Below are 16,925 nucleotides of genomic sequence, written 5' to 3' on the forward strand. Positions count from 1 at the left end.
GACTCCCAGCGAACGCTCGGCTGCGCGATCGCGCCACCCGGGCGAGGGATCCGGCCTGCTCGCCACCCGGAGCGTCAGAGCGCGTCGGGATCGAAGGGCGTCAGAGCGTGTCGGGATCGAAGGGCGAGTCCAGAGCCTCGGTGAGCTCGGCGAGCATCGCCTCGATCTGCGGCTCCACGTATTCCGAGATCGCGGCCTGCACGCGCAGCCGGTGACGCAGCAGCAGGCCGCAGATCTCGCGGCCCACGACGTTCGCGTAGTCGTCGGCCAGCGCGACCTCGTGGCGCAGGGCCGCCTTCGCCTCATCGCTGAGCGGCGGCAGCGGCGGCAGCTCCCCCGCGTCCTCGTCCGCCATCCCGGCGAGCGTGAACAGGAACGGGGCGCCGGGCACCGGATCCGGATCCAGCGGCATGCCCTCGTACTCCGGCTCGAGGTCCTCCGTGGGCCGGTAGGTGCGAGCGCGGTTGCGGGCCGCCTGCTGGTCGAGCTCGCCCTGCAGCATCGGCAGGTTCCGCGCGGTGTACTCGGCGACGGCGTGGTCGACGATGCCCTTGATCCGGGTGGACAGCCCGTGCTGCACGCCGTGCGGCACGTTGGCCCCGATGCCCGCGGCGGACAGCACCGGCGATCCCAGGCAGCGACGGCACGGAGCGACCCGCCCGCGATGCGTCGCGGGCTCCCAGCGCGGCACCCAGCGCAGCCAGGCCTCGACGGCCTGGTCCACCTGCGTCTCCAGCGAGCGCTCCACGCCTCCAGCGTACGGGGCGGACACGCCCGGGAGGCGGCGGCACGCGAGATCCGCAACACGGCCCCCTGCCCGGTCCCCGGCGCCCGGCGGCCGGTGGACGTCTCGACCGGGAGGAGGTCGATCGACCCAGAACAGGGGGATCCGGCCGGATCCGCCTTCTCCAGGTCAACGGACCTGATCCCGGGCGCGTGACGACATGCCGCGGATCCCGGGGCGCGGGATGCTCACGCCCCGTCGTCGTCCTTCTCCCAGGGCCAGCGCGGTGCGCGCGCCGCCGTGCGCCGCAGCGCGATCGCGAGCCAGGCCGCGATGAGCGCCGCCACGACGATCACCGCGCTCGCGCCTCCCAGCACGAGCTGTCCCGCGGCGGCGGTCGCGCCGACCGCACCGGCGCCCTCGGCCACCGCCGCCGCCCACACTCCGCCGAGGTGCGCGAGCGCCGCCCCGAGGGCGAGGAACACGGTCGCGACGAACGACGGGCGCCGGTCGGCGAGCACGGCCCACAGGGCGAGGGCGAACACGAGCACGCCGAGCACCATGCCCAGCACTCCCGGCAGCTGACCGAGCCGGGGCACCGAGATGATGTCCTGCTCGGCGAAGAGGCTCAGCGCCCCGAGGCCCATGATCACGAGCGCGAAGAAGGACACGACGCCGATCACCCAGGCGAGGACAGGGCGAACCCCCGCGGGCTCCGGCTCGCGGGGGTTCGGCGTGATGTCGTCCGTGATGCACTCCTGGCCGTGCGGGCCGGATCCGGCCGCTAGGGCAGCTGGGGACCGGCTTCGAGGACGCGCTCGTACTCGCGCTGCGCCTCCTCGTTCTGAGCGGTGCGGCGGGCGCCGGTGCGCGCAGCCCAGGCGCCGAACCAGATCGTGAGCTCGCGCCCGAAGACGAACGCGGCGATCGCGAGCGGCGACAGCAGCTGAGCGGCGGCGAGACCCGAGATCTCGGATCCGCCGAGCTTCCAGAACTCGACCGATCCGATCGCGCCGAGCACATGCCCGCCGTAGGCGAAGACGCCGACGATGATGCCGAAGACGACCCAGAAGCCCCAGCGTCCGCGGTTGATGATGCCGCCGAGCAGCCAGAAGCCGATCGCGAAGGCGGCGACGGGAACCCAGAGCCCCGCGGTCCTCAGCTGGTCGAGCACGACCGTGCCGATGTTGTCCGTCGTGACGGTGCCGTTGATCGCGGCGATGCCGAGCGCGGTGCCCAGGTACAGGATCGCGAACGCGATCGCGGCCAGCAGGCCGATGCCGAAGATCGCGCCGCGGTTGCCGCGCTCCCGGGGCGCCTCGGGCGCCTGGACGAAGATCGGGGGCGCGTCGATCGCCGCGGCGGGGGCCACGACGGCGGGGGCCACGACGGCGGCCGGCGGCGGGACGAGCACCTGGGTGCGGGCGTCGTCATCGACGCCGACGGCGGTGGTCGGGCTCTCGATGACGGTCGTCTCCGCCACGGCGGGTGTCGGCGGGGTGAACGTGCCGCCGAAGGTTCCGGGGTACGCGGCCTCGGCCTCCTCGAAGGCGGCGAGGTCGGGATCCACCGGCTTCGGATCCACCGGCTTCGACTCCGACGGCGTCCGCTCGGTCGCCGAGCCGCCCGCCTCGGAGGCGGCGTCGGCGGCGCGCGCCGCTTCGGCGAGGCTCTCGTTGGCGCTCTGCGCGACAGCGGCGTGGTCGGGCTGCGCGGGCTCGGGCTCGGTCACCGGCTCAGGCTCGGTCACCGGCTCGGCCACGGGCGCGGCCTCTGCCGTGGGCTCCGGCGCCGCCTCGGCGGTCGGGTCTGCCGGGGTCGGCGCGGCGTCCTGCGCGTCGGCGGCGGCCTGGGCGTCCGCCTCGGACGCGGCGGCCACGGCGTCGTCGACGTCGTGCGCCTGCGCCGGCTTCGAAACCTCGTGGTCACTCATGGGTGCTCCTCCATCGCGGATGCGGTGCTCCGAGGCTAACTCCGGCTCGTCGTCGCAGGGCGCAGGCATGCCGGGAAGCGCTGATGCCGGACGTCGCCCCGCACTCCTTCCGCGACCGGTGGACCGGCGTCAGCGCCCCAGCAGATCTCCGAAATACTTCAGCATCACGGGGCCCATGGGCGCCGCGAGGTACATGAGGCCGGCCACGACGCCCGCGCAGACCACGCCGGCGAGCCACGCGAGCGGAGTGCTGCGACCGCCGATCCGAGCCATGTCTCGAGCCTACGAGCGCTCCCGCGTCCGAGCGGGAGGGCGCGCGGGGCGCGTCGGGCGCGCTCAGCGGGGGCCGGGAGTCGCCACGCCGGGCAGCGCCCACGCCGCGAACGCCGGCCCCTCCGCGACCAGGGCGACAGCGCCGTCCCCGGCCACCGCGAGCGTCGCATCGCCGAACAGCGGCGCGGCGGCCGAGGCACCCGCGAGCGCACCCGGCGGGAGCTCGACATCGGCATCCCCGCGAGCCGCGAGCACCAGCACGGTCTCCGCCGCCGATTCGCGCACGAACACGACGCACTCGTCGTCGACGTGCAGCCAGCGCAGCCCGCCCGTGCCGAGCACCGGGTGCGCACGGCGCAGCCCCACCAGATCGCGGTACAGCGCGATGCGCTCCGCCGTGTGCGCCTCGCCCTCGGTGCCCCACGGGATCGGCGTGCGGCTGGACTCGCCGTCCGCGCCGGTGAGGCCGAACTCGTCGCCCGCGAAGACCACCGGCAGCCCGGGCAGCGTCACCGACAGGCCGACCGCGACCGGCACGGTGCCTGCGGCCGCGTTCGTCGCGAACCGCGCGGTGTCGTGCGTGTCCAGCGGCTGCATGTTGCCGAGCCGCACCCGCCAGGGGATCCCCCCGGTGAATCGCGTGATCGAGTCGACGAAGTCGCGCGCGGTGTATCGCGGGATCCCGCCGACCTGCATCCCGAAGAACCAGCTCTCCGTGCGCTCCTCGCCCTCGGCGGTGAGATACGGCGCGCCGGTCGGCTCGCTGAGCCAGGCCCACACCGGACGGGTGAACGACGGGTAGGTCATGGCACCGTCCCAGCCGTCGCCCTGCAGGTCGCTCGTCGCGTCGTTCGTCGATTCGCCGAGCAGGATGGCGTCGGGGTTGATCCCCCGGACGGTGTCGCGCAGCAGCCGGCGCACCTCGGCGTTCAGGTCGATCGCGCCGAGCCGCCCGGTCATGTTCGCCACGTCTACGCGCCAGCCGTCGGCGCCGAACGGCGGCTTCAGCCAGCGGGCGACCGCGGACTCCTCGCCGGTGATGAAGCGCGCGCGCAGCTCCTCGCTCGCCCAGTCGAACTTGGGCAGGCTCTTCGCGCCCAGCCAGCACTCGTACTCGGTGTTGTCCGCGTCGGTGAAGTAGTAGAACTCCTCCTCCGGCGCGCCGGGGTGGCCGAACGCCGCGCGGAACCACTCGTGGCGGTCGCCGGAGTGGTTGCTGGTGAGGTCGCCGATCACCCGGATGCCGCGGGCGTGCGCCTCGGCGATGAGGCGGGCATAGGCCTCGTCGCCGCCGAGCAGCGGATCCACGCGTGAGAAGCTCGAGGCGTCGTAGCGATGGTTGGACGCGGCGGGGAACACCGGGGTCAGGTAGAGCAGGTTCACCCCGAGCCGCACGAGGTGGTCGAGGTGGTCGACGATCCCGGGCAGGTCGCCGCCGTAGAACTGGCTGACGCGGCCGGGCATGACCGGATCCACCGGGGTGTCCCACGCGGCCGGGGCGGCCCAGTCCGGCGTCGGGTGCGCGTCGGCCTGCGCCGACCGCGCGAAACGATCGGGGAACACCTGGTACATCACCGACCCGTGCAGCCAGGCCGGAGGCGCGGGCTCGGCGACGAGCGCGAAGTCCTCGGCGTCGAGGGTCTCCAGCCGGTGGATCCCGGTCTGGTTCAGCCACTCGATCCGGCCGTCATCGTGCTGCAGCAGGAAGCGGTAGCCGTGCCGCGGGTTGCGCACGGTGACGGGCGCCTCCCACCAGTCCCACCCGTCGGCGGATCCGAGCAGCTCGGCGTCGGTCCACTCCGGCTCGTGGTCGGGGTTCGAGCGGGTGCGCACGGCGGCGAGCGGGCCGTAGCCCGCCGGCACGCGCAGACGCACGCGGACCACGTCGCCGAGGGCCGGGGCGTCGTCCGAGACGTGCAGCGCGGATCCGTCGTGGTGCGGGAGGAGGTCGGTCACGCTCCCTCACGCTACTCGCCGCGCCGCCGCTCGTTACACTGCCTGTATGGCTGACAGCTCATTCGACATCGTGTCCAAGGTGGATCGCCAGGAGGCCGACAACGCCCTCAACCAAGCCCGCAAGGAGATCGAGCAGCGCTACGACTTCAAGGGCGTCGGCGCATCGATCGCGTGGAGCGGCGAGAAGATCGTGATCCTGGCGAACTCGGACGAGCGCGCCCGCGCGGTGCTGGACGTGTTCCAGTCCAAGCTCATCAAGCGCGGCATCTCGCTGAAGAGCCTCGAGTCCGGCGAGCCCAGCGCGAGCGGCAAGGAGTTCCGCCTGGAGTCGACCCTCAAGGAGGGCATCAGCTCGGAGAACGCGAAGAAGATCGGCAAGATCATCCGCGACGAGGGCCCCAAGTCCGTGAAGTCGCAGATCCAGGGCGACGAGCTGCGGGTGCAGTCCAAGAGCCGCGACGACCTGCAGGCCGTGATCGCACTGCTCAAGGGATCCGACCTGGATCTGGATCTGCAGTTCATCAACTTCCGCTGATCTCGGGAGGTCCTGCCGGGGGCACGCGGCCCGCGCGGATCCTCCCCTTGTCGCCTGATGACGCCTCCGATGTCGCAGGACACGCCTTCGCCGGCCGTCGCACACCAATATTTGGGTTTGCCCGGTCTGAATGAGATAGTGCTGTTCTGGGGAAACTACTTGGGGGTAGTGATGGACGTTCGTGGTCCGCAATTCGGCGAAAGCAAGGCGCTACTGGGAGCGCCCAAGCAGCTTCTCGCCGACGAGGTCTATCAGAGGGTCGGGGCGTCGATCATCGACGGCACCCTGCCGCCCGGGCACCGCATCCGGGACGCGGAGCTCGCCGAGAAGTTCGGCGTCTCGCGGATGCCGATCCGGGAAGCACTGCAGCGCCTGGAGCGGGTCGGGCTCGTCGAGATGCACCCGAGCCGCTACACGCAGGTCACCGAGGTGCCGCCGCAGCTCACCGAGAAGACCCTGGAGTACGCCGGATACCTCGGGGGCGCAGTCGCGGCGATCGCGGTGCCCCGCCTGAACGAAGCCGAGCGGGAGGAGGCGGCCGCGCTGGCGCGCGCCCTGGACGACGGGCTCGGTGACGCCGCCACTCTCACCGCGCGGCGCTGGGAGCTTCTGCACTACCTGTCCCGGCACTCGGACAACGAGATCCTCGACACGGTGCTCGACCAGACAAGCATGCCCCTGTCGCGCAATCTCCGCCCCTGGGCCGTCGACGTCACGGAGCGGGATCACATGCGGGAGGTCCACGCGGCCCTCGCCGACGCGATCCTCGCGGGCGACGGCCACGCCGCGGAGCATCTCGTCCGCGCGATGCACCACGTCGACTGAGCGGGCCGCCCGGGCGCGAAGACAGCGCGGGGTGCGAGACCGCGTCAGCGCGGGGCGCGGAGCCGGGCGGCCCGGTCGGCGGCGGACCATCCGTCGACCCAGTGGCCGAGGCGCTCGTACGCCTCCTCCCGGGCATCGTGCCGGGAGAGGAACACGTCGTGCAGCGCGCCCTCGATCCACTCGATCGTGATCGAGGGGCCGAGCTTGAGCGCCGCGCGCGCGATGTCGTCCACGACGAGCACGCTGTCCGCACGGGTCAGGTCCTCCGACCACGACGTGGGATAGGCGCTGTGCGCGGAGAGCAGCACGCACACCGGAACCGGGATCGCGACGCCCGCCGCGACCGCCGCGTGCCCGGCGAGGACCGCGTTCAGCCACCCGGCGTGCACGGCCATGGTCTGCTCCGGCCGCCAGGCCAGGTTCACATCCACCGGGTCGTCCGGGTCCGCGACCGCGTTCTGCGCGCGGGTGTAGAACCCGAGGTCCACCTGCGGGGCGCGATCGAGGGGGCGCCGCTTGGCCTGCAAGCTCACGAGCGGGGCGAGCGTCTCCCGGGTGAAGCGGGAGAGCTGGAACTCCAGCCACGGGCTGTTCAGGATGACCGCCGACGCCATGCCGGGGTTGCGCGCCGCCCAGAGGCTCAGCGTCAGTCCGCCCGTGGAGTGTCCGAGCAGCACCAGACGACGCGGAGCCCCCCGGGGCTGCTCCGCCTGCATCGCGGCGAGCGCCGCGGCGATGTCCGCGTCGTACTCCGCGAGATCCGAGATGAACCCGGGCGTCTGCCCCGGCCGCAGGCTCCGGCCGTACTTGCGCAGGTCGAGGGCGAAGAAGCGCGCGCCCCGCGCCGTCCAGAACCGCGCCAGCCGCTTCTGGAAGAAGTAGTCCGACCAGCCGTGCACGTACAGCACATCGGTGTCGGCGAGCGCGCGCCCGTCCCCGAACAGTCTCCGCCAGACGGTGCGCTCGGGCAGCGCCCGCACCAGCGTCGCGACGACCTCGCCCTCGTCGTCGGAGCCCAGCGGCAGGGTGAGCTGCTCGAACTCGTCGCCGAGCACGTCGGGCATCCACGTCTGCGGATCCGATGCGACGGTCATGCCCTCAGCGTAGCGACGCGGCCGGGCGCCGTCCTGTGAAGGGAGGCCGTCGGACCACTCCCCCGGGCAGGGCGTGTCCTCTACGCTGGGGCCAGAACCGCACCGAGGAGGATCCATGAGCCGTCCGCACCTTCCGTCCGCCCTGCTGGCCGGCGTCCTCATCGCCTCCGCCGGTCTCGGCCTCGCCGCCTGCTCGAGCGCCGGCAGCCCCGCCGCCACGACGCCGGCGGCTTCGTCGTCCGCGAGCCCCAGCCCGAGCGCTCAGCAGCTGCCGCCGATCATGGCCGATCTGAAGACGGTCGACGGAACCACCGTGTCCGTGCCGCTCGACAACGTGATCGTGCTGACCGGCGCCACGGAGGACTTCAAGAGCTGGACCGCGAAGATCGAGGATCCGACCATCGTGTCCTTCACGCCCGGCAAGGACGACGGATCCGCGCAGTTCAACCCCGGGCTCTCCCCGATCACCACGGGCACGACGACGGTGACGCTCGACAACAGCGCATCGGGCGCGCACGTCGTGTTCACGGTCGTGGTGACCGCGAAGAACTAGCGTCGCGTCGATCCCGCCCCGGGCCGGAAGGCGTGCGGTGCGAGCGGGTCACTCCCCGCGGGAGATGCGGACCATGTCCTCGCGGGGCACGACCTTGATCCTGGCGCGCTCCTCGGGAGCGCCGAGGGCGATCTCGTGCTCGTCCAGGCGGTGCCAGCCGTCGAGGTCGGTCCAGCGCACGCCGCGCTCGGCGAGCAGCGCGGGGATCGCCGCCTCCGACGGGTCCTCCGGCTGCCACCACGAGCCCTGGTCGTTGATGAGGTGACGCACGGTCTCCATCGCGTCGGACTTGGTGTGCCCGATCAGTCCCACGGGGCCGCGCTTGATCCAGCCCGTCGCGTAGATGCCGGGGACGCGCTGGTTCGAGTCCTTCGCGAGCACCTGTCCCTCGCGGTTCGGGATCACGCCGTGCTTCTTGTCGAAGGGCACTCCCGACAGCGGGGATCCGAAGTACCCGACCGCTCGGTACAGCGCCTGGATCGGCACCTCGCGCAGCTCGCCCGTGCCCACCGCACCGCCGTTGCCGTCGGGCTGGGTGCGCTCGTAGACGAGGGCGGCGACACGGCCCGCGTCGTCCGTGCGGACCTCGACCGGGCGCGCCCAGAAGTGCAGGTGCAGCCGACGCGAGGCGGTGCCTCCGGCGTTGTTCACCGAATCGCGCTTGCGCCACGACTGCAGGACGCGGTCGATGACCATGACCTGCTTGTTGCTCGCGATCGCGTCGCGCGAGGCGTCGTCGTAGTCGAAGTCCTCGTCGTAGACGACCATGTCGACGTCGCGCAGCTCGCCGAGCTCGCGCAGTTCGAGCGGCGTGAACTTCACCTGGGCCGGGCCGCGGCGTCCGAACACGTGCACGTCGGTGACGGCGCTGTCCTTCATGCCCTCGTACACGTTCGCCGGCACCTCGGTGACGAGCAGGTCCTCCGCGTGCTTGGCCAGCATCCGCGACACGTCGAGGGCCACGTTGCCGTTGCCGATCACCGCGACGCTCGCGGCGTCCAGGGGCCATTCGCGCGGCACGTCGGGATGCCCGTCGAACCAGCTGACGTAGTCGGCGGCGCCGTAGGATCCGATCGCGTCGACGCCCGGGATGTCCATGTCGGTGTCGCGGCGGGCCCCGGTCGCGAAGATCACGGCGTTGTAGTGCCGCTTGAGATCGTCGAGCGTGATGTCGGTGCCGAAGTCCACGTTGCCGAAGAGGCGGATGTCGCCGCGGTCGAGCACGTCCCGGAGCGCCGTGATGATGCCCTTGATCCGGGGGTGGTCGGGGGCGACGCCGTACCGCACCAGGCCGTAGGGCGCGGGCAGCTTCTCGAACAGGTCGATCGACACGTCGAAGCGGCGTTCGGCCTTCAGCAGGAGGTCGGCGGCATAGATGCCGGCGGGGCCGGCACCGACGATGGCAAGCCTGAGCTTGGTCATGGGGATCCTTTCGGCTGCCCGGGATGCGGGCGGAGCGTGCGTCAGCTGCTGCGGTCGGCGAGCGACTGCGCGAATCGGGTGAGCGCCTCGCGCACCGGACCCTTGGGCAGCACGTCGAGCTCGTCGATCGCGCCCTGGGTCCAGCTGCGGGCCAGGTCGAGCGTCTTGCGGGTGACGTCGTGATCGCGCAGGCGCGCGAGGGCGTCGTCGAGGATCGACGGATCCTCGCCCGCGGCGATGCGCTGCACGCCCTCGTCGATCTCGGCGGCGAGGGCGACCGAGTCGGGATCCGTCTCGACGCCGAGCAGCAGCGACGGCATCGTCGGCACGCCGGCGCGCAGATCCGTCCCCGGCACCTTCCCCGTGTCCTCGGGCTTGGACGACAGATCGATCACATCGTCGAGCAGCTGGAATGCGACGCCGACCTTCTCGCCGTAGACCCGCAGCGGCTCCTCGAAGGCGGAGGGGGCGCCGGAGAAGATCACGCCGGCCTGCGTCGCCGCGGCGATGAGGGATCCGGTCTTGTCCGCGAGCACCTGGATGTAGAACTCGATCGGGTCGTCGTCCTCCTGCGGGCCCACGGTCTCGTGCATCTGACCGAGCACGAGACGCTCGAAGGTGTCGGCCTGCAGCCGGATCGCACGGTCGCCGTGGCCGGACATGAGCTTGAGCGCCCGGGAGAACAGGATGTCGCCGGTGAGGATCGCGACGTTGTTGCCCCACACCGCGTGCGCCGCGGGAACGCCCCGACGGCGGTCGGCGCCGTCCATGACGTCGTCGTGGTAGAGCGATCCGAGGTGCGTCAGCTCGAGCGCCTTGGCGATGTCGACGACGGCGGGCAGATTGCCCCCGCCGAGCTGCGCGGTGAGCAGGGCGAGCACCGGGCGCACCCGCTTGCCGCCCGCCTCGTACAGGTAGCGGCTGGTCGCATCGGCCAGCGCGTCGGCGACGTGCAGATCCTCGGCGAGACCGGATTCGACGAGGTCGAGGCCCGCCTCGACCTCGCGGGCGAGCTTGCGCGCGGCGGGACCGACGAAGACGCGGTCGCTGAAACCGAGACGGCTCGCGAGGCGCGAACCCGTGGCGGCGGAGCTCGAAGTCACGGATCCAGCCTACCTGCGAACGCCGGAGGGTGAGCGCGGCCCGTCAGGCGCGCGGCTTGCGGGCGCGGTGCAGCGCCACCATCCCGAAGGACAGATTGCGCCAGGCCACGTCGATCCACCCGGCCTCGCGCAGCCACGCGGCGAGGGTGCGCTGGTCGGGCCACTCCCGGATCGACTCGTTGAGGTAGTCGTACGCCTCGCCGTTGGTGCCGGCGACGCGGGCCACGCGCGGCAGCACCTGGGAGTTGTAGAGCTTGTAGAACCCGCGCACGAGCTTCGCCGGCGGCGTGGAGAACTCGTTGATCACGACGCGTCCGCCCGGCTTCGTCACCCGGAACAGCTCCGCGATCGCCTTCTTCGGCTCCTGGACGTTGCGCAGGCTGTACGACATGGTCACCGCGTCGAAGCTCGCGTCCTCGAACGGGAGGTTCATGGCGTCGGCCTCGACGAAGCTGAGGTTCGGCAGGTCGCCGTGCCGGCGCTTCCCCTCCGCGAGCATCCCGGGCGAGAAGTCGGCCGCGACCACGTCGGCGCCGCTGCGCGCGAGCGAGGCGGACGAGGACGCCGTGCCCGCCCCGAGATCCAGGATCCGCTCGCCCTTCTTCGGGGCGACCGCGCGGGTCGTGGCCGCCCGCCAGAGCGCGTCGTTGCCGACCGTCATCACGGTGTTGGTGCGGTCGTAGCCGGCCGCGACCTGATCGAACATGCCGCTGACGCGCGACGGATCCTTGCCGAGGTCGGCGCGGTTGGGCTGCTCGTTCGCACTCACCCGTCCAGCCTACGCGGCCGTCCATTCCGAGTCGTCTCCCTGAGCACGACCTATAGCTCGTGCTCAGGGAGACGACTCGGAATGGAGGGCAGAGCGAGCGCGGCGAGCCGGTCCAGCCAGACATCGGCCGTCGCGTCGTCGAACGGCGGCACCTGCGCGCGCACGCGCTGCTCGAGCTCTGCGGCGAGCGCCTCCAGCCGCTGCTGCACCTCGGCGGGATAGCCGTAGTGCACGCGGTGCTCGTCCCACTCGTCCTCGTCATCGATCCAGGTGCCGCGCTCCCCCTCGACGCGCACGACGTCGAGATCCATGTCGATGCCGGTGAAGAGCACCGGGACACCGGCGGTGGACGCCTCCGGATCCTTCTCCGCGACGGCGCGCAGGTCCCACGCGAGATCGATGTAGATGCGCATGCCGTGGGGGTGGTCGCGGTTGACCGTCAGGGCGAAGTCGCCGCTCGGCGGCACCAGGGTGACGTTGGGTCCCGGGGCCGTGAACGAGCGGGCGGGGCGCTCGCTGCCCCATCCCGCGGGCTGCCCCACCCAGTCCCCCCAGTCGTCGGCGCCGAGGTACACGCACTCGTGACGCCAGTGCGGGGATCCGTCCCACTTGCGCCACTGGAAGACGATCTCGGTTCCGGATGCAGGGCGTTCGGCAGTCACGGTCACACTCTAGGCGGCGCGGGTCACCGTCCCGGCGGCGCGGGTCACCCTCCCGGGGGCGCGGGTCACCGTCCCGCCGGCGCGGTCACCCTCCCGGGGCGCGGGTCACCGCGAGACCGATCCTGCGTCACGAGACCCTGCGGCCTATCGTCGGTCTCGTGACGAGGCATCGGTCTCGCGGTCGGAGGCCGGGCGCGACGGCGGGGGCGCGGCACGCAATAGGCTGGATCCGTGAGTGCCGGCCTGGTCGTTCAGACGCGAGAGTTCGACCTCGCCGACGACCTGCTCGGCTATGCGGACCCGGCGGATCCCCGCGCCTGGCTGCGCCGGGGCGACGGGATCGTCGCGGCGGGCGCCGACGTCGCCCGGGTCGTGCGCGTGTCGCGGGGCGCCGAGCCCCGCACCGCCGCCCTGAGCCGCGCCTGGGATGAGATCCGCGGATCCGCCCGTGTCGACGACGGGGTGCGGCTGCCCGGTACCGGGCTGGTCGCCTTCGCGGCACTGGTGTTCGACGAGGCGTCGGCCGCCGACAGCGTGCTGATCGTGCCGCGCACCGTGATCGGGCGGCACGGCGGACGCACCTGGATCACGCGGATCCGCGACGCCGACGACCCCGGCCTCGACGCCGACGACCCCGAGGCGAGCGACGCGACCGCCCCGGCCCCCACCGCGCTCGGCCCGCACTGGGCGGGCACCCTCGGCCCGGGCGCTCAGACCGCGCAGGGCTATCAGGCGTCCGTACGGGCGGCCCTCTCCGCGATCGCCGACGCCCGGTACGGCAAGGTGGTGCTCGCGCGCGACCTCGTCGGCACGGTGCCCGCCGGATCCGATCTGCGCCGGCTCGTGCGGGCGCTGAGCACCGAGTACCCCGACACGTGGGCGTTCGCCGTGGACGGCCTCATCGGCGCGAGCCCGGAGACCCTGGTGACGGCGCAGGACGGCGTGGTGACCGCCCGGGTGCTGGCCGGGACGACCGCCCGGGGCGCCGATGCGGTCACCGATGCCCGCGCGGCCGCCGCGCTGGCCGACAGCCCCAAGGACAACGACGAGCACGCGTTCGCGGTGCGCAGCGTCGTCGCGTCGCTGGCCCCGCACACGACCGCGCTCGACGCCGACGGCGGACCGTTCATCCTCGAGCTGCCGAACCTGTTCCATCTCGCCACCGACGTGCGCGCCCGCCTCAGCGACGGCGCGTCCGCCCTCGACCTCGCCGCGGCGCTGCATCCGACGGCCGCCGTCGCGGGGACGCCGACCGACGCGGCCATCGCGGCGATCCGCGAGCTCGAGCCGTTCGACCGGGGACGCTACGCGGGCCCCGTGGGCTGGATCGACGCGCAGGGCAACGGCGAATGGGCGATCGCCCTGCGCTGCGCCCAGTTCGACGTCGCCGGCACCGGGCGCGGAGCGCCGATCGCGCTCACCGCCTACGCCGGAGCGGGAATCGTCGCCGGCAGCGATCCGGAGGCGGAGATGCTCGAGACGCGGGTGAAGTTCCGCCCGATCGTCGACGCCCTGGCCTGAACCGCGGGCGGAGGATCCGCCTCAGCTCGCGGCGAGCCGCTTGCGCTCCGCGTCGACGTCGTAGTCGGCGAGGGGCCACTGCGGATCGATGTCCCGGAGGGCGGCGAGCAGCAGCTCCTGCACGGCGAGGCGGGCGTACCACTTGCGGTTCGCGGGGATCACGTACCAGGGCGCGGCGTCGGTCGACGTGCGCTCGAAGACGGTGTCGTAGGCGGCCATGTAGTCGTCCCAGAGCAGGCGCTCGTCGGTGTCGCCGGGGTTGAACTTCCAGTGCTTCTCAGGCCGGTCCAGACGCTCCATGAGGCGCTTCTTCTGCTCGTCGCGGGAGATGTCCAGCATCACCTTGACGATGCGCGTCCCGCTCTCGACGACGCGCTTCTCGAAGTCGACGATCGCGTCGTAGCGGCGTTCGATCTCCTCGGCCGGGGCGAGCGAGCGCACCCGGCCGATGAGCACGTCCTCGTAGTGCGAGCGGTCGAACACGCCGATCTTGCCCTCGGCGGGCAGGCGCTTCTCGATGCGCCAGAGGAAGTCGTGCTGCAGCTCCTCGGCGGTCGGCGCCTTGAACGCCGCAAGCTCGACGCCCTGCGGATCCACGCCGCCGACCACATGCCGGACGATCCCGCCCTTGCCCGCGGAGTCCATCGCCTGCAGCACCAGCAGGACGCTCGCCTGCGCCTCGCCCACCGCGGACCGCGCGAACAGCCGCTCCTGCAGGTCGCCGAGGGCGGCCAGTCCCGTGGCCAGCGACGCCGCACCGTCGGCCTTCTCGCCCTGGAACCCCGGAGTGGCGTCGGGGTCGACCCCGGCGAGTCCGGCGGAGGTGACGCGGAGGACTTCTGCGGCGGGGGCGGTCCACCCGGCGGAGTGCTGGCTCATGCCCCCATGATGCCGGACGCGACGGCACGGGGTGCGGAACTCCGTCAGAACCGAACGCGCGCCTCGGAGACCGCGCGGCCCGCGGAATCGACGGAGTTCCGCACCGCCTCGAGCCCCGGAGAGCCCCCGATGAAGCCGCGCGCCTTCGACGGAGCGGCGCCGCTCAGCGGGCCAGGGGCACCTCGATCAGCTGCGGCCCTCCGACCTCCGCGGCGAGCGCGTGCTCCAGCTCGGCGACGGTGCCGACGTGCACGTGGGTCCATCCGTAGGCGGCGGCGAGGGGACCGAGCGCGACGGACTGCGGCGTGTAGAACGCGCGGTCGAGATCGACCGACGGGGCCGAGGCGGCGACCTCGAGGCCGTCGAAGATCGTGCCGCCGCCGTCGTTGCCGACGATCACCTGCACCCGCGGCGCCGGCTCATCGGCCGGGAGGAGGAGGGATCCGACGTCGTGCAGGAGCGACAGGTCGCCGAGCAGCACGCGCACCGTGCCGGGGGCGCCCCCGGCCTGCGCGGCGAGGGCGATGCCGATGCCCGTGCCGGTCGTGCCGTCGATGCCGGCGAGCCCGCGGTTGGCGTGCACGCGCGCCTCGGCGCCGTCGAGCAGCTGGTCCGCCACGCGCACGATCCGCGACGAGCCGAACAGCAGCCGGTCGGCGGGGCCGGTCGCCGCCCACACCGCCCGCACGAGGGCGGGCCGGTCCAGGGGCACGTCGGCCGAGGAGCCCGCATCGGGATCCGCAGCCCCGCCGCCGACCGCCGTCGGTGCCGTCCACGCCGCGAGCCATCCCGTGTCCGCCGGTCCCTGCTCGACCTCGATCGCCCGCGCGTCGACCGCGGTGCCCGACGGATTCAGTCGCTCGCCGCCTCGGCGCACCGCGATGATCTCGAGGTCGGTGCGGCGCAGCAGGGCCGCGACCTCGCGACTGAGCGTCGGATGCCCGAGCACGACGACCCGCTGGATCCGGTCGGCGAGCGCGGCGTCGCGCAGGCGCTCCCGGTATGCGGGCACGAGCTGCGGCCCGAAACGGGCTCCGCTGACCACCTCGGCGATCAGCGGCCACCCGCCCTCGCGGGCGAGGCGCTCGGCGTCGGGGCCGGCATCGGCGCCCGCCACGACCAGGGTCCGCCCGCCGGCGGCGATCCGCATCGGCTCCGCCCCGGCGGGGCGCGGCAGCGGGCCGGCGCTCGCCGACAGCGGATCCGGGAGCGTGCCGGAGAGCGGCTCCCGCACCGGCAGGTTCAGGTGCACGGGACCGGCGACGCCGTCGAGTCCCTCCCCCGCGGCTCCGAGGGCGACGGTCACGGCCTCCTCCGCGAGTGCGGCGTACACGGCGGGTTCCGCATCGCCGGGCACGGGCGCGTCCACGCTCAGCCGCGCCCACGGGCGGAACATCCCCGGCTGGACCGTGGCCTGGTTCGCGCCGACGCCGCGCAGCTCCGGCGGTCGGTCGGCGGTGAGCAGGATCAGCGGGACCCCGGAGTGGAACGCCTCCATCGCCGCGGGAAGGTACCCCGCCGCGGCGGTCCCGGAAGTGCAGATCACGGCCGCGGGAGCGCCGGACTCACGGCCGATCCCGAGGGCGGTGAACCCCGCCACCCGCTCGTCGATCCGCACGTGCACGCGGAGCGATCCGGAGCGCGCCAGGGCGGCGGCGGCGAGCGCGAGCGCCTGAGACCGGGAGCCCGGCGAGAGCACGATGTCGCGGACGCCGTGCTCCACGAGCGTCGTCAGCAGCCGCACGGCCGCGTCGGCGGCAGGAGCGTGCGAGGGCGCCGTCACGGGCGCGGGCCGGCCGAATCGGTGTCGCCGCGATCGTCGAGGCGGGAGAGCTCGTCCTGGAGCTCCTTGATGAGCCGCTCCTGCTCGGCCGCGCTGATGCGACGGGCCGGATTCGCCCGGGCCGGATCCGCGTCGTCGAGCGGCAGGTACCGCTCCTCGTCGGCGGTGCGCCCACGACGGGTGCGCCCGATCGTGAACCAGAGCAGTCCGCCGATCACCGGGATGAGAACGACGATCGCGATCCACACGCCCTTGGGCACGCCGCGGTGACGGCTCGCCGGCTGCACGACGCAGTCGACGATGCTGTAAACCCAGAAGACCGCGGCCAGAAAACCGCCGATCACGAGGAAACGTGCCACGGTTCCAGTCTAGGTCGTGTCCCGGCCTGGCGGCCTGCGTGCGGCGAACGCCCGGCTGCCGCACATCCGATGGAGAAGCCCGGCATAGCGCCCTCACAGCGCGCGCCGAACGCGCCCTCCTAGACTGGGGTCGTGAAACTTCCTCCCCTTCTCGTGTACTCGGTGCTGCGCCTGCTGGCGTTCCTCGTGCCGCTGGGGATCCTGTGGTTCTTCTTCCCGATCTTCCGGGAGTTCTGGTGGCTCGCGGCCCTGTTCGCCGCGCTCATCGGGATCAGCGTCTCGCTGCTGTTCCTGCGCAGCCCGCTGTCGGACGCATCGAGGGCGATCTACGCCCGGCGCGAGTCGCGCCCCCCGAAGGCCGGATCCGCTCCGTCCGATGAGGACGTCGAGGACGCCGAGGAGCCCGCGGCCGACAGGCCGGAAGCGAACGGCACCGGCGACGCCGGATCCCGGCACGCGGCCTGACGCGACGCCGGATCCCGTCACGCGGCCTGACGCGACGCCGGATCCCGTCACGCGGCCCGACCCGGCCCC

The 16,925-nt window shown here is 72.9% G+C and carries 18 protein-coding genes; 5 read left to right on the forward strand and 13 right to left on the reverse strand.

All coding sequences use genetic code 11. From position 1 onward, the window contains the following. Positions 1 to 100: 100 nt before the first annotated feature. From WFJ01_RS09590 to WFJ01_RS09610, 5 genes are all read right to left on the reverse strand, one after another. Positions 101 to 748: a spermidine/putrescine ABC transporter substrate-binding protein gene (locus WFJ01_RS09590; protein ID WP_292883705.1), complete on the reverse strand. Its 648-nt coding sequence runs from the start codon at positions 746 to 748 to the stop codon at positions 101 to 103. A 224-nt stretch (positions 749 to 972) separates the two neighbouring features. Next, complete coding sequence (locus tag WFJ01_RS09595; RefSeq protein ID WP_292883702.1) at positions 973 to 1,407, reverse strand: hypothetical protein; 435 nt, start codon at positions 1,405 to 1,407, stop codon at positions 973 to 975. A gap of 101 nt (positions 1,408 to 1,508) precedes the next feature. After that, a complete protein-coding gene (locus WFJ01_RS09600) occupies positions 1,509 to 2,657 on the reverse strand; it encodes an ABC transporter (protein WP_336628872.1) in 1,149 nt (382 codons plus the stop codon). 129 nt (positions 2,658 to 2,786) lie between these two features. Continuing rightward, entirely contained in the window at positions 2,787 to 2,930 is a 144-nt protein-coding gene (locus tag WFJ01_RS09605; protein ID WP_251445512.1) for a hypothetical protein, read from the reverse strand. A 63-nt stretch (positions 2,931 to 2,993) separates the two neighbouring features. Continuing rightward, positions 2,994 to 4,886, reverse strand: coding sequence for a glycoside hydrolase family 13 protein (locus WFJ01_RS09610; RefSeq protein ID WP_336628873.1), 1,893 nt, complete (start codon positions 4,884 to 4,886; stop codon positions 2,994 to 2,996). Positions 4,887 to 4,932: 46 nt separating this feature from the next. Here WFJ01_RS09610 and WFJ01_RS09615 point away from each other — a divergent pair, with 46 nt between their 5' ends. Both WFJ01_RS09615 and WFJ01_RS09620 read left to right on the forward strand, forming a co-directional pair. Continuing rightward, positions 4,933 to 5,421, forward strand: coding sequence for a YajQ family cyclic di-GMP-binding protein (locus WFJ01_RS09615; protein WP_336628874.1), 489 nt, complete (start codon positions 4,933 to 4,935; stop codon positions 5,419 to 5,421). Positions 5,422 to 5,592: 171 nt separating this feature from the next. Then, complete coding sequence (locus WFJ01_RS09620) at positions 5,593 to 6,246, forward strand: GntR family transcriptional regulator (protein WP_251445506.1); 654 nt, start codon at positions 5,593 to 5,595, stop codon at positions 6,244 to 6,246. 44 nt (positions 6,247 to 6,290) lie between these two features. Here WFJ01_RS09620 and WFJ01_RS09625 read toward each other — a convergent pair whose 3' ends face one another. Continuing rightward, positions 6,291 to 7,340 (reverse strand): alpha/beta hydrolase, encoded by a 1,050-nt coding sequence (locus WFJ01_RS09625; RefSeq protein WP_251445503.1) that lies wholly within the window; start codon positions 7,338 to 7,340, stop codon positions 6,291 to 6,293. Between the two features lie 115 nt (positions 7,341 to 7,455). On the opposite strand from WFJ01_RS09625, the gene WFJ01_RS09630 reads away from it, so the two are divergent. Continuing rightward, positions 7,456 to 7,893 carry a hypothetical protein gene (locus WFJ01_RS09630; protein WP_336628875.1) on the forward strand — a complete coding sequence of 146 codons (438 nt, stop codon included), beginning with the start codon at positions 7,456 to 7,458 and terminating at the stop codon, positions 7,891 to 7,893. 48 nt (positions 7,894 to 7,941) lie between these two features. Here WFJ01_RS09630 and WFJ01_RS09635 read toward each other — a convergent pair whose 3' ends face one another. The 4 genes from WFJ01_RS09635 to WFJ01_RS09650 are packed head-to-tail and all read right to left on the reverse strand — an operon-like array spanning position 7,942 to position 11,849. After that, positions 7,942 to 9,315, reverse strand: coding sequence for an FAD-dependent oxidoreductase (locus WFJ01_RS09635; RefSeq protein WP_251445497.1), 1,374 nt, complete (start codon positions 9,313 to 9,315; stop codon positions 7,942 to 7,944). Between the two features lie 41 nt (positions 9,316 to 9,356). After that, on the reverse strand, positions 9,357 to 10,418 hold the full coding sequence (locus tag WFJ01_RS09640) for a polyprenyl synthetase family protein (RefSeq protein ID WP_336628876.1): 1,062 nt from the start codon (positions 10,416 to 10,418) through the stop codon (positions 9,357 to 9,359). Positions 10,419 to 10,461: 43 nt separating this feature from the next. Further along, positions 10,462 to 11,187, reverse strand: a complete 726-nt coding sequence (locus WFJ01_RS09645; RefSeq protein ID WP_292883677.1) for a class I SAM-dependent methyltransferase — start codon at positions 11,185 to 11,187, stop codon at positions 10,462 to 10,464. A gap of 50 nt (positions 11,188 to 11,237) precedes the next feature. Further along, positions 11,238 to 11,849, reverse strand: a complete 612-nt coding sequence (locus tag WFJ01_RS09650) for a hypothetical protein (RefSeq protein WP_336628877.1) — start codon at positions 11,847 to 11,849, stop codon at positions 11,238 to 11,240. Between the two features lie 231 nt (positions 11,850 to 12,080). On the opposite strand from WFJ01_RS09650, the gene WFJ01_RS09655 reads away from it, so the two are divergent. Next, positions 12,081 to 13,370, forward strand: coding sequence for an isochorismate synthase (locus WFJ01_RS09655; protein ID WP_336628878.1), 1,290 nt, complete (start codon positions 12,081 to 12,083; stop codon positions 13,368 to 13,370). A 21-nt stretch (positions 13,371 to 13,391) separates the two neighbouring features. On the opposite strand, the gene WFJ01_RS09660 is transcribed toward WFJ01_RS09655, so the two are convergent. From WFJ01_RS09660 to WFJ01_RS09670, 3 genes are all read right to left on the reverse strand, one after another. Continuing rightward, complete coding sequence (locus tag WFJ01_RS09660) at positions 13,392 to 14,249, reverse strand: polyphosphate kinase 2 family protein (protein WP_292883669.1); 858 nt, start codon at positions 14,247 to 14,249, stop codon at positions 13,392 to 13,394. A gap of 163 nt (positions 14,250 to 14,412) precedes the next feature. Continuing rightward, positions 14,413 to 16,032 carry a 2-succinyl-5-enolpyruvyl-6-hydroxy-3-cyclohexene-1-carboxylic-acid synthase gene (gene menD / locus WFJ01_RS09665; protein WP_336628879.1) on the reverse strand — a complete coding sequence of 540 codons (1,620 nt, stop codon included), beginning with the start codon at positions 16,030 to 16,032 and terminating at the stop codon, positions 14,413 to 14,415. Next, positions 16,029 to 16,391 carry a PLD nuclease N-terminal domain-containing protein gene (locus WFJ01_RS09670; RefSeq protein WP_336628880.1) on the reverse strand — a complete coding sequence of 121 codons (363 nt, stop codon included), beginning with the start codon at positions 16,389 to 16,391 and terminating at the stop codon, positions 16,029 to 16,031. The genes menD and WFJ01_RS09670 overlap by 4 nt, the downstream gene beginning before the upstream one ends. 132 nt (positions 16,392 to 16,523) lie before the next feature. Between WFJ01_RS09670 and WFJ01_RS09675 the strand changes: the two genes are divergently transcribed. After that, positions 16,524 to 16,856: a DUF4229 domain-containing protein gene (locus tag WFJ01_RS09675; protein ID WP_251445475.1), complete on the forward strand. Its 333-nt coding sequence runs from the start codon at positions 16,524 to 16,526 to the stop codon at positions 16,854 to 16,856. Positions 16,857 to 16,925: the final 69 nt, after the last annotated feature.

The organism is Microbacterium sp. MMO-35, assembly GCF_037147555.1.
Taxonomy (GTDB): Bacteria; Actinomycetota; Actinomycetes; order Actinomycetales; family Microbacteriaceae; genus Microbacterium.

Coding starts and splice junctions, on each gene's coding strand:
- WFJ01_RS09615 (WP_336628874.1), top strand. CDS start 4,933: ATGGCTGACAGCTCATTCGACATCGTGTCCAAGGTGGATCGCCAGGAG.
- WFJ01_RS09635 (WP_251445497.1), bottom strand. CDS start 9,315: ATGACCAAGCTCAGGCTTGCCATCGTCGGTGCCGGCCCCGCCGGCATC.
- WFJ01_RS09625 (WP_251445503.1), bottom strand. CDS start 7,340: ATGACCGTCGCATCGGATCCGCAGACGTGGATGCCCGACGTGCTCGGC.
- WFJ01_RS09605 (WP_251445512.1), bottom strand. CDS start 2,930: ATGGCTCGGATCGGCGGTCGCAGCACTCCGCTCGCGTGGCTCGCCGGC.
- WFJ01_RS09600 (WP_336628872.1), bottom strand. CDS start 2,657: ATGAGTGACCACGAGGTTTCGAAGCCGGCGCAGGCGCACGACGTCGAC.
- WFJ01_RS09620 (WP_251445506.1), top strand. CDS start 5,593: ATGGACGTTCGTGGTCCGCAATTCGGCGAAAGCAAGGCGCTACTGGGA.
- WFJ01_RS09630 (WP_336628875.1), top strand. CDS start 7,456: ATGAGCCGTCCGCACCTTCCGTCCGCCCTGCTGGCCGGCGTCCTCATC.
- WFJ01_RS09660 (WP_292883669.1), bottom strand. CDS start 14,249: ATGAGCCAGCACTCCGCCGGGTGGACCGCCCCCGCCGCAGAAGTCCTC.